Genomic DNA, 15,639 nt, shown 5'->3' with positions numbered 1-15,639 from the left:
AGCGCCCACACGAGTAAATAATGAACACATTTTAAACTAGCATAGAACCATCCTAACCATGAAAAAGCATCGAATTTTTACCGTTTTAGCCTTTCTTTTATTTTCACTTTCTGCTTGTAATAAAGACGAAACAAAAAATGAGAATGGGAAAGCTCCTGGGCAAATTTCTTATCTCTTATCCTTTAACGAAGCTGATGGTTTCGATTTTGAATCTGGTTTATGCACCATGTCAGGAACAGCTTTTCCTCAAGAAAATACTATTCTTTATCATTCAGGAACTTCCATTACAGAACATTCAAATGAATTTGAAAAACCTATTACATCTGTTATAGGAAACAATGTTTTAGCTTTTGATAGTGTAGAAAAATTATCCGTTAGTTTTAAACTAGTACCTAAAAATGCCGGTGAGCCAACTCCACTTGAATTTGCCTTTTTAGTTTTTTATAATAACGAGGAAGAACCCACGTATTATAACAACTATATTTCTGATAATGTTACAGGTGACTTTGTACATGAATTTACATACTCTTTAGAAAATGGCGTTGAAGTAGAAACAAATACGCATTAATACTAGACCACACCCAAACCACTACAACCTAATAATCCTATCCAAAACAATGGATAATCTTTGTATACCCTCGCGTATTAAAGAAATACTGATGGACATTGAACCCTTTTAAAACCTCAATCCATTTCTATTAGATTATATTCTCCGTGCTTTTTCAACATACCAATTAAGTGTTGTTTTCCATTACCCATTTCTATTTCTCTTATCGCAACCAAGTTGCAATAAAGAAAAATATCTTACTTTTATCCAAAAAGTAACTAGAGCACAATGGAAGATAAAAATGAATTTGACGTAATTATCATTGGTGGTAGTTATGCCGGCCTTTCGGCAGCCATGACCTTAGGAAGGGCGCTACGCAACGTTTTGGTAATAGATAGCGGAAAGCCCTGTAACATTCAAACACCGTTTTCCCATAATCTAATAACCCAAGACGGAAAGACACCCAAAGAGATTTCGTCCCTTGCTAAAGAACAGGTGCAGCAATACGACACCGTAAAATTCCATAACGGACTTGCGGTAAAAGGAAGGAAGACAAAAACAGGTTTTACACTTGAAACGGAAAAAGGAGCACTCTTTACCGCTACTAAATTAATTCTAGCAACGGGTGTGAAAGATTTGATGCCCAATATAAAAGGGTTTTCTGATTGTTGGGGTATTTCTATACTTCATTGCCCCTATTGCCATGGGTACGAATACAAAGGTGACCCTACAGGAATTCTCGCCAATGGTGATAGTGCTTTTGAATTTGCCAAGCTTATTAACAACTGGACCACCAACTTGACTATTTTTACAAACGGACCCGCTACCTTGACCAATGCACAATTGGAAAGCTTATCTACATACCACATTAACATTAACGAAACTAAAATAGATGCTTTTAACCACGTAAATGGACTTTTAGAAAGTATCTCTTTTGTTAATGGAGAGAAAGCTTCAATAAAAGCTTTGTACGCCCGACCTGAATTTGAGCAGCATTGTAAAATTCCAATAGAACTGGGTTGCGAACTTTCCGAACAAAATCATATCATCGTAGATAGTTTTCAAAAAACAACCGTTGATGGCGTTCATGCCTGTGGTGACAATGCAGCTATGTTCCGCGCCGTTTCTTACGCCATTGCAACCGGTACAATTGCCGGTGCAATGACAAATAGGTCGTTAATAGAAGAAAACTTTTAAACACATCAAATGCCCTTCTTTAGATACCGATAGCCATCACACGAATCTATAATCTATATAAAAAAAGACCTCATCGCTTAAAAACGGTGAGGTCTTTTTGAGTTAACCGAGCCTATAGTTTTTAAATGAGCAGGGTTACCTGTAACAGCAAAATCTTAGTCATCCGATGAACAGGTAAACTGAAGCGCAATTGGTTCTCTGGGTTCAAAATCTATATCGTCTCTATAATCAATCAACTCAAAATTATGCTCTGGCCAAACAATGTTGGTGGGGTTACAGGAGTTGTAAACAATACAGTCTACTATTTTATTGGCACCCGTACCTTCAGCAGTACCAAATGCCGCAAATATTAAGGAATTAGAAGTTGGTACGCCCCTATTCTGTCCCAAATCACCACATATAATCTGCTTGGCACGTATTCTGGTAAAAGTCACGTTTTTAGAACCTTCCACAGAAGAAACCACACCATTACCCATTTCTAGAAAATCTACATCTTCAACCAATCCGCCAAAGCCACCACGGGCACCTTCCGTATTCTGGTCTTCAAATAATACGCCTACACCCGTAGGGCTATTGTTACCTACAATCAGGCCTTTTTTAATTTGTTGTCCGGCACTTTTGTAAATACTAATATTATCTTCCGTCCAAGCGATATTCCGGTCATTTATCACCGAAAAATTCTCTAGTAATCCGCCTATACATTTATCATACTGTACAAATTGCCCTCTAGGGTACGGACCTCTCATATTATGCCCTTCAATGTAGGTCAATATAGAATCATCGCACTGGTTTAAGCTAATACCCGTAGAACCATCTGTAACTTTTACATTGGTAATCACTAAATTTTGAGATTCAATACCTTCAATACAATTTCTTGTGGAATCCGGTAAAGGACCGCTAGACGGCGCATTGGTATAGGTAATGGAACAATTGTCTATAGTTAAATTATCGGCATTTGCGAATTTAATGCCGGTATAGGCACCCGTATACTCAATAATACAGTTGGTTATGACTACACCAGAAAAGTTATTTATTTCTATACCATGCTGGTTGGAAGTTTTAATATATAGATTTTCTATGCGTTGGTTGTTAGCGCTAACTAGAATAGGACCTGATTCTTGAAGGTTAGATTTGCAAATGTTTCCGCTTAGAGACGGTACTATGGTATACGTTACTATGGTGCCGTTTTCTGAAGTTACCGTATAGGTAATTTCACTACTAAAATCTTGAACAGTTTTGGATTCCGGACTCACGGTTGCTTCCGAGGATAAGGTAATAGTAGGCGTTAATTCCTGGATGGCAACGCTATAGGGATTCAGTTCTACATGAATGGTTTTGTTATCCTTATCCAATGTGCCCATGATATCCGTAACAAGACCTTCATTATCTGCAGTACTAAATCTAAACTCCGTTATTTCGGGGTCGATACTTACCACCGGTGTTTCTGGTGTTTCTTCTGGTGTTTCTTCTGGCGTATCTTCTGGCGTATCTTCCGGGGAATCTTCCGGACTAGCCTCTGGTGTTACATCAGGAGGTGTATTTGCAGTGTTAGGATCACTAAATGCATCAGTATCCGATGAACAAGAGCCTAGTTGCAATGCTAGAACTGCTAATACCAGTAATACTGTAGTATTGAAGTATGAAGATTTACGCATAGTTCTAGCCATAATGGGTTTTTAATTCATTAATACATAACTCAATAGGTTCGCATTACATTTGAAAAACCTACTCCCTTTGGATAACTATTTTTTAGGCTGATTGTTGTTCTTAAAGAGGAAACATTTCACCACAAATAGGTCTAATTACTGTTTTTAATTGAAGTACGTTATACTTTGGCTTAATTCATGTGGGGCAGTAAACTATCTCTAGGCAAGCCCACGAGGCACTAAAAAGTATACATTGGTTTCGAGGCAGGCCTCGGATTATTTAAACTCGATTATCGAGTAAAAATCAATACGTTAAATCTCGTAGATCAATTAAACTTTAAATCAGAACACTAATGAAAAAAATCATGACGTTACCGAAACATCACTAATTACATATGACCGGTCTGGTTTTGGAACAATTGAATTAAATCCGAAATTAGAAAATGCTTAAAAGAACAATTAGCCAGTGCAGATTTGGAGTTTATTTCAATTGATGGTTAAAAAGCAAAATATGATATTTGTAAGCGGTTTTTATTTTAATATGTTGAATGGATAATTTTAAACAAAACTATAAACGAAGCTTTTATTTAAGTGGCGACCGCAAGAAATATTGGTATTCCGCATTCTTTCTAGGCTTCTTTGTCTCTTTAATTCTCATAGGCCTTAAGCCGTTTGAAAAAAGTATAATAGACCACCCGTATATAACGCTTGTTCATATTGGTGTTGGGTTAATTTGTACGGCAGTCTATGTTCTGGGGTATGAAATTTTATTAAGGTGGTTTAAAACCATAAAATTCAATTATTTAAAACTTATTCTTTTTGATGTTTTTCTTGCGTTAGTAAGTGTGACTCTTATTTTTCTTTATGACCGTTATATTATTGTAAAAGATGGGCATGTTACTTTTGGTTTTCTATTGGAATATATTCTTGTATTGGGTTTACCTTTTTACCCTGTTATTCTTTCTATTTTCCACTTTTTGAAAACAGTAGTTTTTCCCATTCAAGTATATGCACCCATCTCCAAAGAATATTTAGCAGATGCGGAAAATATTTTAAGCATAAAAGAAGATAATGGTGCAGCTGGGTTTAGCACAAATTTGGAACAGCTTTTATTTATACAATCTCAAGATAATTATATAGAGATACATTATTTAAAGGATGGAGATTACACCAAACATCTAATGCGGGGTACATTAAAGAGTATTCTAAATGACTTTGCCTTTCTTCTTAAAGTACATAGATCGTTTGTTGTAAACCCAGATAAGGTAGAATGTTTAGTAGGAAACTCTAATAAGGCCACTATTTCTTTTAAGGGCGTTGCGGTTTCGGTGCCGGTTTCTAAATCCTACTACTCTTCTGTCAAAAACTATTTATCTACTAGTACCAAAATCTAGTCATTTCGCCACAAAAGGACTTACTTTCTTTTTCAAAAATCAAGCGCTTTATATTTTAGTCGTCAGTAATACTTAATAGTAATGAACATTTTTTAAACTATAAATAACGACCTAATGAAAAATTTCTATTTTAAATTCTTAATGATTTTCCTTTTACCGCTTTCCTTCTCTGCTCAAGGCCAAGACACCTTAGTAGATGTAGGAGGTTACAAAATGCATTTCAATATTATAAAAGGAGAAGGCACTCCCATTCTTTTTGAAGCTGGCGGAGGTAATGATGCTTCTGTTTGGAATGGCATCCTAGAAAAAATTCATACCGTTACGGGAACAACACTAATTACTTATGACCGGTCAGGAATTGGAACAAGCGAATTAAATCCGAAGCTTAAAAACGATGCTGATTTTGGAATAGAAAACGGAATTAAAGAATTAGAAATAGGTCTTTTTAAATTAGGGTACGACAAGGATATTATCTTAGTTTCCCACTCCTACGGCGGACTCTACAATCTACTGTACACCCGTAAACATCCTGAAAAGGTGAAGTCCATTGTTTTAATAGATGCCACGCCCATTGATTTCTGGAATGACGAATTACTGACCATGAGAGATATGAATGTGGATCTCAGTACTATTCCAAAAGGTACCGGTGATTATTATGCGAATGCTAATTATAATGAAACGATGCGTTCTATAAGAGGAATGCAGTTCCCAGAAAGTACGCCTATTACAAGCGTTTTTCCAGAAAATTCATTTCCATATTTTCCTGAGGTGCTTTCAACTAGATGGAAAAAACTACAGGACGAGCTAGGCGAAAAAAATAAGAATGTAACTTCTATTATAGCCAAGGGCAGTGGTCATGCCATTTTTGAAGATAATCCTGCGTTGATCATCAATATCATTGTAAAAGCCTATTCAGAAACACTAGATAATGACCAACAAAATACAATATTAAAAAAGGCGCTAGACAATGCTATAACATTAGCTATTGAGGATAGGGTAAACAACCGTTCAGAACACGATTTGAATACCTTAGGCTATTCATATATGCAAACCGAAGAACTTGATAAGGCTTTAGAAGTTTTTAAAGTTGCTACTATTTTGTTTCCAGAAAGTGCTAATGCATATGATAGTTATGGCGAAGCTTTATTGGCAGCAGATAAAAAAGCAGAAGCCATTGAAATGTACAAAAAATCTATTGAATTAAACCCTGAAAACGAACATGCAAAAGAGGTGTTACTGGAATTGAAACAAGGGTAACTAGTATAAAGAACTCTATTTTTAGAGAACCTACCATTCTTTAAGAATGGTAGGTTTTTTTATACTTTATAAACTCTTATAAACTAGAGGTACACTTAAAGCCATAACTTAATACGCCAGTCCAAAATAATCCATAACCTCTTCGTAGCTCATTTTTTTAAAGTTGGGTTGTTCAGAACGCCCAGAAAGTGAAACCCCGCCAGGAACCATTACATACTTGTATTGCGGCCTAGCAATAGATGAGCCCGTTAATTCATGCTCGCTAAGTTCTGTATCATCCGTGGAGTGTGCTCCAAAACGTATTTCGCCCCTATCCGAAAAATGGATGGCAACAAAATCTCTCCGTATAGCAAAAGAAGAGTGATCAAATACCAAGGGTAATTGATAAACAGTATTTGAGCTGCTTCTATAATAGCCTAATACAAAACCGCCATTATTTAAAAATTCTTGGGTAAGTCTAATTTCGTCAACTTTCATGCTTTTGGAATCTGGTCCATCATAATAGCTAAAATCTTGATCTAACCAATCGCTGTACATCACGTTTGCAGCCCCTGTTTCGCCTGTATCTCCTTTTGGACCTTGCTCGCCTTGGGCTCCCGTTGCCCCCGTTGCTCCTGCTACACCTGGCTCACCTTGAATTCCTTGTTCACCTTGTTCTCCTGCTGGGCCCATTGGACCTATATCTCCATCTGCTGAATCTTTGCTACAAGATGTCATTGCTAGAGCCATTACCATTAAGCCGCTCAATAAAATTTTCAGTGTAGTTTTCATAATATTTACGAATTTCGGTTTTACACTTATTAATGGTATCAGAGGTAAAGGGTTAACATTAGAAATAAAAAAAAGTGGGAATTGATTATTGGTAGATGCAGAAAGAGTATTTGATTTTTTGGTACTTGGCCAATCATTGAAATAGGTGCTAACACTCTGATTACCTATTTTAATTACTGATGAAGGGTCATTTTCAATAATTTTAATGGTAAATCTTTACTTTTCAGCTCGTTCATATATTCTGCGGTAGTAAACGGTATCATATGGGCCACCTTTTGTTTCGTCCTGTTATTTACCTTAGAAGACAGCTACTCTATGATGATTCCTGCTGTATTGGCGCTACTCTTTTGTACGCTTCTTACTACCTTTACTTTGGGCTTGTTAATCACCTATCTTATCAAAAGCATCATTTAAATGAAAAAAGCACTTTTAATAGTCCTCTTATTGGGTTTTGCATTCGGTTTTTCGCAAACAGAGGTGGCACAAATAGACCTATCCGATGGTGCGCTAGAGTTGACGGAGCAAAACGTTATCTATGACCCCAGTTACTTTTCTATTGATTACCCCAATGGAGATGTGCCTAGTGACAAAGGAGTTTGTACAGATGTTGTTATACGTGCCTATCGAAAAATTGGAATTGACCTTCAGAAAGAAGTTCATGAAGATATGAAGGCCAATTTCAGTGTCTATCCTAAAAATTGGGGCCTTACCTTTACGGATAAAAATATTGACCATAGAAGGGTTCCTAATCTTATGACCTATTTTAAACGGCAAGGTGCGGAAAAACCAATTTCTGACAACCCAGAGGATTACGCATCCGGAGATGTAGTTTGTTGGAATCTGGGAGGCGGCACAACCCATATTGGCATTGTAGTGGGCAAGAAATCAGAAGACGGAAACCGAAACTTAATTGTGCACAATATTGGTGGAGGTCAAGTTTTAGCAGATTGCTTTTTTGTCTATACCATTATTGGTCATTACCGTTATAAACCATAAGGAAACTTTGTAGCCATTGCATTGCTGAAATGTCAAGAAAAGTCAAAAGGAGATATTAGAACAATTTTCTATTAAGCTGTCCAATACGATGCTTTTATTAGAAAAGGGCCAATCTTGAACAAAAAAAGGCCATCTAATTTAGATAGCCTTTTTTGTACTAAGATTACTCTAGAACTATTTTATGACTTTTACATCAATAGAGATTCTTTCTGCATTTAAAAGATTAATCTTAATCGCTCCTATTTTTCCTTCGGCAGTTTCAAAAAGAACTACATCTCTATAGGTAATCGGTTGAGATTCATCATCGTTAACAACGGTAAGGTCCTTAAGTAAAGTATCGTCTTCGATCATATCAAATTCCTCAGCAGTCATTTCTACATTGGCCATTTGTATTAGTGTGGTCTTTGCTCCCTCTAGCTCTTCAAAATCCCGGTCATTATCAGGGCTATTAAAAGCAATAAAAACCTGGTTAGCAAAAGATATCAAATCAATTTCAGCAATATTTTCTTCGGCAATTTCAGATTGTTTGTAAGTCTCCCCTGTAGTAACAGAAAAAGCGACACCATACTCGTCAGAATCTGAATCTATTAGTTTTAGCTCAACATCTTCATAGGATAAAATAGCACCTGTTTCTTCTACTACAACTTCATCTTCACTATCATCATCCGAACATGAAGTAAATCCAACGAATAATACGAGTAATGGCAATACTAAGATTTTTTTCATCTTGAAATTTTAAAGATTAGAACTTACAAACGGGAAAGAAGTTGTCTTTATTGCAATAATTTAAATGGCCGAGGTGATAAAGACATTGATTTTGTTGTGGACACCTATGGTTTGCCCAAAGAGTGATATTACTTCATTGTGTTGCTTTATTCTACCATATTATTTAAGTTTAACAAGTGAATTATTAATTATCATATATTTTAAATGAAGTACCTATTTTTTATCCTCTTTATGGGAACTACAATCTTATATTCTCAGGTTCCCGACGCCAAATCCTTAGTTAAAATCCACGAAGCTACCAGTATAGAAATCAATAGCATAACAGCTCCTGAAAAAGGTTCTTTTGTATATGATACCACTTTAAATAAAATGCTCTTTTACAATGGCAACGGCTGGATAGAAATTAATGATAATCCGTCTACGGCCTATACAGGTCATTTTATAATTACGGGAACCGGTAGCCAAACCATTACTGGGCTACCTTTTGAACCAAGTTCTATTTCATTTGTAGCACATGCCAATATAGAAACCACAACCATAAATGATGATAATGGGATTGCGGACAATACCAATACTATTGCAAATGCCTTTGGTTCTATGAATGGTTACGCCCGAAATGATAGTGGCACTATAAATCAACAGGTAATTTACGTTGGTGGTAATGGAACTTCCATTAACGATATTTCTAGATATGCCAATCCTAACGAATGTGTGGGTATTAGATATTCTAATCAAAATGGAGATAACATAGGGCTCACTACAGCTAGTTTATCGTCATTTACAAGCGATGGTTTTGTTGTTAATGTAACGAATTCGTCAGATAATTTAGTTGTACTGTTTACAGCTTATAAGTGAGGATTTATGATGTGCTGTTTTTTTTGGATAATACGAGTCCCTTAGCATGAAAACTTGCTTTATAATTATATGATATCACCAAATTTTCGGAATAGCCCTTTTCAGTCTAATCGTATGGAAATATGAAACCCTATTTTAAAAGCAACCAAATAGAATGATTATCATCTATGAATAAATGATTAAATATGAAACAAGGCCCCAAAGTACTTGCTTTGCTATTTTTATTATTCACCCAATCCTGCAAAAACGATGATTGCGAAACTATAGCCTGCTTTACGCCTCCAACGCCTTTTGAGTTTGAATTGGTAGATATAACCTCTGGAGAGAATGTGTTTACCAACGGTACGTTTAGTTCAAGCGACATTAAAGTTATTGATGTTGCCGATGAAAGCGCCATTGATTTTTTTTTCATTGCTGAAAACGATTATAATATTCTACAAATTAACACCGTAGGGTGGGAAACTGAAATAGTTACCTATTCCATTCAAATTGCATCAGAACCTGTATTTGAACTTTATGTAGATGCAGAACGAAAGAGCAATACCTGTTGCGCGTCTACTGAATATAAGGAAGTACGTATTGACAATGCAGATTTTGAATTAGACGAGGACACTGGCATTTACAAAATAAGGGTAGAATAATTACTAAAGTAATTTGTTAACAACCTATCTTTAGAGGTATTAAATAGTGCGTTTGAGATACATCATTGCCCAATATTTCAGACCTTTGCACCAATAGTATAACAGACTCATATACCCAAGTCTAACACCTGTTTTCAATGAAAAATTTTACTTGTCAGCATTGCAAAAATGTTGTGTATTTTGAAAACCATACCTGCGAAGCCTGTCGCCAATGGTTGGGTTATGAACCCATTTCTTCACAAATGCTTTCTACAGGTTTGCAACAAACCGTTCCTAGGTTTCAACTCAATGGAAGAAACTATCAGTATTGCAGCAATCACCAGTATCACGTATGCAACTGGTTGATAGACGCAAATAGTGCAGATACACTTTGTGAGGCTTGTAATCTAAACCGTACCATTCCCAATCTCTCCGTTAAGGAAAATGTATTGGAATGGAAAAATCTTGAGCGTGCCAAAAGTCGCCTTATTTATGCTTTAAAACAATGGAATTTACCTTTTGTTCGTGGTGTTAATGGTAGTTATGACCTGTTGTTCGACTTTCTTTCTGGAGACGAAAAATTAAAGAAAGACCAATCTGCCATGACCGGCCATGCCAATGGTCTTATTACCATAAATCTTGCCGAGGCCGATGCCATTCACAGAGAACAGGTAAAGCAAGAACTAGAAGAACCCTACCGCACCTTAATCGGACACTTTAGGCATGAAGTGGGCCATTACTATTGGGATAGGCTTATTAACGAGAACCAATACAACCTAAATGCATTTAGGCAACTCTTTGGAGACGACCGTGCAGATTACGGTAAAGCCCTAGAGCAGCATTATAAAAAAGAACACAATTACAATTGGAAGGGGAATTATATAAGCAAATATGCCAGTTCTCACCCTTGGGAAGATTGGGCAGAAACTTGGGCGCATTATTTACACCTTGTGGATATGGTAGATACAGCACTCAATGTTGGTTTATTGAATAAAAACTATACACAAATTAGTGATGCCTATCATCATCATAACTTCTCTGACATCTATAAAGCTATAGTTCCATTGTCCATTGCCGTAAATAGTCTGAACCGAAGTATGGGCCAACCGGATATCTATCCTTTTGTAATACCAAAACCCGTGCAGCAAAAGCTGGAGTTCGTACATTCCATATTGCGGAATTATAATTCGTAGCAACCATTCTATTTTGACTTAAACCCATATAAAAGGCTCATAAAATATTGGTAAAATAGAGATTCCATTTTTCTATTTAAAAGTTATGTATTAAATTAGTAAACTGCCCTGTAGGTCAATAGCACACAGGAGTACAGCCGTTTTACTAACTTTTATCTTAAGCCCCATCTTATGGAAAGAGTAATACAAAGCAACATCTATTCGGACTTTTTTTACATGCTATTTGGTGTAATAGGCGCAACAATTTACTATATGAAAGGCAGCTATATACTTGGTAGTATTTTGGCTGTTTATGGCATTGTGTATTTGGTGAAAATCTTAGAGTATTTTTTTAAGAAAAATCAAAACCAACAAAGCCCTACTGAATAGTAATTGAACCCCTATTTTTCAAAAACAAAAGTAGTCACCGATTTCTCACTCAACAGAAACTTGCCGTCTACTGGTTTTTCTAAGGCGTTATGCTTCAAATCCTGGTCTTTATTGGTTTTATAAGACCTCAGCTTGGTATATGCTGCCATATTCATTTGAAGGGCTAGAAGCACCGTTTCTTCGCTTTGGTTGACCGCTACCACAACCCTACTCCCATCCGTATTCTCGTACGCAGAAACTAAAACGCCATTTTGTAGCCCCTGTACCGTAGTACTGTTATCATATGCAACTGAAATTCGGGTAGCGCCCGGACGTACAAAGCGTGCATAGTTACCAAAGGCCCACAACAGTTTGGAATCATAGATAGCACCATCCGCAACGTTTTTATCATGATAGACCAGGCCATCTTTAAAGTCATATGGACTCATAGCGAGCCACCAATGCCACGCACTTGCATTGGCAATGGTGAGATCAGCATGAATAACACGCGCCACGTATAAGGCCGTTTGCATACCCAAATTCCTACCCTTGCCTTTAATCTCTTCGTTATTCTCTAGGATGCAATATTCACTCATCCAATATTCCAAATCTGGAAATTTTAGCAATTTTTCTGCAATGCGTTCTCGCTCTCTTTTTAGCTTCTCTACGCTCCAGGTCGTAAAATAACTATGCGCAGCTACTTTAGATGCCAATGTGCTTAGACTTCCTAAATAATACGGACTTTTGGGATTAAAGAACGTTTCAATCTGGTCGCTTCTATTTTGGTGTTTCTTTTTTATTCCTGTTAAATAATCAATAGCTCCGGCCTCCGTAAGCTCTATTTTAGAAGTGATTTTTTTAAGTTGAAAAATAGAATCGATTACCCTAGCGGCCGAAGCCAACTCAGTATTGTTCCAAGGCGAACCTTCTTGCCCACCTTTCCATTCCCATTGCGGTTCGTTAAACGGACTCACATAATCAAAATCTATGGCTAAACTATCTTTAAAGTGGTGAAGTACATCTGCTAAAAAATTGGCGTATGCAGCATAATTGTCACTACTCAAATTTGCCGATAACCCATCTTCTGAATGCGCTTTTTTGTTTTTTGTAAAATATATAGGCGGACTGTTTACAAAAGCAACAAATTGTTCTACACCTTGCTCTTTGGCGGCCTGCAAGAACCAACGCTGTCCTGCTTGTTTTTGCCAGTTATACGTTTCATTGGCTTGCAGAAATCCTTCGGTTCTTCGCCATGGATCTTTAATACCGCTATTATCGCCTTGCGTGGCGCTTCCGGCTCCTATGTTAAAACGCCAAGCGGTTAAACCAATCCCTTTTGGTGAGCCCGTTGTATCGGTTTCGGTACTGAACAACCATTCGGTTACTTTATACTTTTTAACTTCAGGCCAAAGACCTACATATTGCGCCGCCCAAGCATCCGAAGCTCCAAAATTATGAATGGTCTGAAAGGTAATAGCAGCATCAATTTCCACCTCAACAACAGTTTGCCCTTGCCCCGATAGAAAGTAAAAACTGCTACTCGCTAAACTCAATAAAACCCACTTTTTCATCCCCTTCCTAAATATTTCAATGCCGTTATTTCTTCGCCTCACTTGGAACTTTTATAATACTACCCTCATTACTGAAGAATCCATTTTCCAAATCACCTTCACAGGCTTTCAAAAGTTCCATTTTAAGTGCTTCTAATGTGTCAGAATGTTGTTTTGATACATCATTTTCCTCTTTGTAATCATCAGGTAGAAAGAACAATTCAAAAACTCCCTTTTTTAAATCGGTTCTAATTTTCCATCCTTCTTTGGTAATTAAAGTGGGGCCGGTATACGAGGAATACACCACAGATTCATGACCGCTATCTGTACTTGTACCAATTAATTCATCATAGTATGAAATACCATCCGTATGAAACGGTTTGTTAAAACCAGTAACTTCTGCAAGTGTGGCCACTAAATCATAATTAGCCACAAGCCGATTACTAGTTTTTCCGGGTTGTATCTGAGCAGGCCATTTAAATATGAGCGGAACCCTAATCCCGCCCTGTAGATTACTTCTTTTCATACCTGCTTGGCCGCCGTTGCCATCAAAAACATCTCCTGCGAGATTGCTATAATATTTATACTCCACATCGTCAAACCGTTGGCCTGTTTCTATATTGGCATAGGGTTTTAAAACTCGGCCTTCCTGCGCATAGTAGATTTCATGGCCGTTATCTGCCGTAAATATGACAATGGTATTCTCATCTAGTTCTAATTCTTTCAATTTTTGCATTAACTGCCCCACGTTATCGTCCAACATTTTGATCATAGAAGCATATTCCTTTTCAATAGGCGTAAGTCTATCGTCATTTACAAAATCTGGATGTATTTGAGGAATGGCCACAGGACCGTGTGGTAGCTGAGTGGGGAAATAGAGGAAGAATGGATTGTCGCGGTTGGTTTCTATAAAATTGAGCGCCCGATTCATAAAAAGGTCTTGCGAATATTGGGCCTTCCCTTTCATATCATGCCTTTCCGTGAAGTTTTCAGATGTTTCCGGCTCACCGGACTTCCCTGCGTTGGCAAGGGTATTTCCTTTGATATCTACCTTTTTACCATTTTCAAATAAGAAAGGGGGATAAAAACCATGTGCTCTAACATGATCTAAGTATCCGTAATAATAATCCCAACCATGCCTTTTCATTTGCTGGTCCGTAGCAGAAAAACCCCATTCTAATTTACCGATTTCAGCCGTTTTATATCCTACTTCTTTTGCTACTTGCCCAAGAAACACCTGATCTGCAGGTATGGGGCGTAGCGCTTCGTTTATGTTGTTTTCAACTTCGGTTTGAGTAACATTATCCGTGCTTATTTTTTTATACATTGCCCCTGGCGTAATCTCAAATTTCTGAGCGTGGCAATCCGTAAGCCCTGTAATAAGAGATGCTCTAGCGGGAGCACATAGCATATTAGAGTATGCGTTTTGAAAACATAATCCCTCATTAGCTAGCGCATCTATATGTGGAGTTTTTATGATTTGTTGTCCTTCATGACCCAATAAACCTATCCCCAAATCATCTGCATAGATTAAAATAATATTAGGCTTTCTCTCTACAACATCATTGGTTTTATCAACATTCGGTTTACAAGAAAAAAATAATACGAACGAACTCAATGCTACTAAAAAGGATATTCTATTCATCGCTTTTTTAATTTTCAATTCGCCTAAAGTATAACCAAGGCAAAATTTAATTAGAAAGAAAAATAGAGGTTCAAAACTGAACCTCTATTAAAAAAACTCAACTAACTAAAATGATTTTCTTCAACTTTCTGGTTTGGTTTGGTGAATTTGAATATGATTCAATTCGCTACTAGGGATTTCTCAATATACTTCACCACGGATTTAGAAAGCAATTCAGAACCTTCTTTGGTATAATGAACATTACCCGGACCTGCAGCATGTTTTTTATGCACCTTTTTGGAAATCTTACCTAAAGGGTTCACCGTAATCCCATACTTTTTCATTACCGCCAAGGCTTCTTTGTTATATATCTTTTCTGCGTTTGCAAAACGGCCTGCCTCTCCTTCCGGAACATAACTTGTAGTGGCAAAAATGAGCTTTGCGCCCGTCTTTTGTAACCGGATAACCAAGCTTTCTAGATTGGCTCTATATTCCTCTGGGGTATACGTAACCGTACCTTTTATTTTATCTCTATTTCCCACTTTTTTTGAGTCTGGATGCCGGTAACACAAATCCCATAATCCCCAATTAAAATGGATAACATCCCATTGGGTATCACCTAAATATTCATCCAATTTCTCTAGTCCAGTACCCGTGTGCTGGGCATTGCCTTCATTATGAACCACATTGGCACGATCTTCTAATGCAAGTTTTACAAAAGGCGTATACCCTATGGATATGGAATCTCCTATAATCAATACATTAGGGCGTTTGTCTTGAATAAACCCAACTAGAATGGCGCAAAGTGCGATAATTAGAATCAGTTGCTTTGTCATAGATACTTGTGGTTGTCTTATTGTTCTACCTCTTCTTTTAGTAGTGAACTGAAGTTTGTTCCTTAAATCTAATAAAGAG

At 37.1% G+C, this 15,639-nt stretch carries 15 protein-coding genes; 9 read left to right on the top strand and 6 right to left on the bottom strand.

Translation table 11 applies throughout. The annotated features are described in order from the left end of the window. Window positions 1-58: 58 nt before the first annotated feature. Window positions 59-568 (top strand): hypothetical protein, encoded by a 510-nt coding sequence (locus IWB64_RS12885; protein ID WP_194534381.1) that lies wholly within the window; start codon window positions 59-61, stop codon window positions 566-568. A gap of 267 nt (window positions 569-835) precedes the next feature. Then, window positions 836-1,744, top strand: a complete 909-nt coding sequence (locus tag IWB64_RS12880; RefSeq protein ID WP_194534380.1) for an NAD(P)/FAD-dependent oxidoreductase — start codon at window positions 836-838, stop codon at window positions 1,742-1,744. A 155-nt stretch (window positions 1,745-1,899) separates the two neighbouring features. On the opposite strand, the gene IWB64_RS12875 is transcribed toward IWB64_RS12880, so the two are convergent. After that, window positions 1,900-3,411 carry a right-handed parallel beta-helix repeat-containing protein gene (locus IWB64_RS12875; RefSeq protein ID WP_194534379.1) on the bottom strand — a complete coding sequence of 504 codons (1,512 nt, stop codon included), beginning with the start codon at window positions 3,409-3,411 and terminating at the stop codon, window positions 1,900-1,902. Window positions 3,412-3,938: 527 nt separating this feature from the next. Here IWB64_RS12875 and IWB64_RS12870 point away from each other — a divergent pair. Both IWB64_RS12870 and IWB64_RS12865 read left to right on the top strand, forming a co-directional pair. Beyond that, window positions 3,939-4,784 carry a LytTR family DNA-binding domain-containing protein gene (locus IWB64_RS12870; protein WP_194534378.1) on the top strand — a complete coding sequence of 282 codons (846 nt, stop codon included), beginning with the start codon at window positions 3,939-3,941 and terminating at the stop codon, window positions 4,782-4,784. A gap of 114 nt (window positions 4,785-4,898) precedes the next feature. Beyond that, a complete protein-coding gene (locus tag IWB64_RS12865) occupies window positions 4,899-6,041 on the top strand; it encodes an alpha/beta fold hydrolase (RefSeq protein ID WP_194534377.1) in 1,143 nt (380 codons plus the stop codon). 108 nt (window positions 6,042-6,149) lie between these two features. On the opposite strand, the gene IWB64_RS12860 is transcribed toward IWB64_RS12865, so the two are convergent. Then, complete coding sequence (locus IWB64_RS12860) at window positions 6,150-6,812, bottom strand: collagen-like triple helix repeat-containing protein (protein WP_194534376.1); 663 nt, start codon at window positions 6,810-6,812, stop codon at window positions 6,150-6,152. 414 nt (window positions 6,813-7,226) lie between these two features. On the opposite strand from IWB64_RS12860, the gene IWB64_RS12855 reads away from it, so the two are divergent. Then, a complete protein-coding gene (locus tag IWB64_RS12855) occupies window positions 7,227-7,808 on the top strand; it encodes a DUF1287 domain-containing protein (protein WP_194534375.1) in 582 nt (193 codons plus the stop codon). Between the two features lie 174 nt (window positions 7,809-7,982). Here the strand turns inward: IWB64_RS12855 and IWB64_RS12850 are convergent, their stop codons facing one another. Further along, complete coding sequence (locus tag IWB64_RS12850) at window positions 7,983-8,534, bottom strand: hypothetical protein (RefSeq protein WP_194534374.1); 552 nt, start codon at window positions 8,532-8,534, stop codon at window positions 7,983-7,985. Window positions 8,535-8,738: 204 nt separating this feature from the next. On the opposite strand from IWB64_RS12850, the gene IWB64_RS12845 reads away from it, so the two are divergent. From IWB64_RS12845 to IWB64_RS12830, 4 genes are all read left to right on the top strand, one after another. Then, complete coding sequence (locus IWB64_RS12845) at window positions 8,739-9,389, top strand: hypothetical protein (RefSeq protein WP_194534373.1); 651 nt, start codon at window positions 8,739-8,741, stop codon at window positions 9,387-9,389. A 185-nt stretch (window positions 9,390-9,574) separates the two neighbouring features. Next, entirely contained in the window at window positions 9,575-10,030 is a 456-nt protein-coding gene (locus tag IWB64_RS12840) for a hypothetical protein (protein ID WP_194534372.1), read from the top strand. A gap of 137 nt (window positions 10,031-10,167) precedes the next feature. Further along, a complete protein-coding gene (locus IWB64_RS12835; protein WP_194534371.1) occupies window positions 10,168-11,202 on the top strand; it encodes a zinc-binding metallopeptidase family protein in 1,035 nt (344 codons plus the stop codon). A gap of 171 nt (window positions 11,203-11,373) precedes the next feature. Next, entirely contained in the window at window positions 11,374-11,571 is a 198-nt protein-coding gene (locus tag IWB64_RS12830; protein ID WP_194534370.1) for a hypothetical protein, read from the top strand. An 11-nt stretch (window positions 11,572-11,582) separates the two neighbouring features. Here the strand turns inward: IWB64_RS12830 and IWB64_RS12825 are convergent, their stop codons facing one another. From IWB64_RS12825 to IWB64_RS12815, 3 genes are all read right to left on the bottom strand, one after another. After that, complete coding sequence (locus IWB64_RS12825; protein WP_194534369.1) at window positions 11,583-13,121, bottom strand: glycoside hydrolase family 30 protein; 1,539 nt, start codon at window positions 13,119-13,121, stop codon at window positions 11,583-11,585. A gap of 25 nt (window positions 13,122-13,146) precedes the next feature. Then, window positions 13,147-14,745, bottom strand: a complete 1,599-nt coding sequence (locus IWB64_RS12820) for an arylsulfatase (RefSeq protein ID WP_194534368.1) — start codon at window positions 14,743-14,745, stop codon at window positions 13,147-13,149. A 158-nt stretch (window positions 14,746-14,903) separates the two neighbouring features. After that, window positions 14,904-15,560 (bottom strand): SGNH/GDSL hydrolase family protein, encoded by a 657-nt coding sequence (locus tag IWB64_RS12815; RefSeq protein WP_226975877.1) that lies wholly within the window; start codon window positions 15,558-15,560, stop codon window positions 14,904-14,906. Window positions 15,561-15,639: the final 79 nt, after the last annotated feature.

It is taken from the genome of Zobellia nedashkovskayae (assembly GCF_015330125.1).
In the GTDB taxonomy this organism is placed as follows: domain Bacteria; phylum Bacteroidota; class Bacteroidia; order Flavobacteriales; family Flavobacteriaceae; genus Zobellia; species Zobellia nedashkovskayae.
Note: the sequence above shows the minus strand (reverse complement) of the source record. Positions and strands in the feature narration are given on the sequence as shown.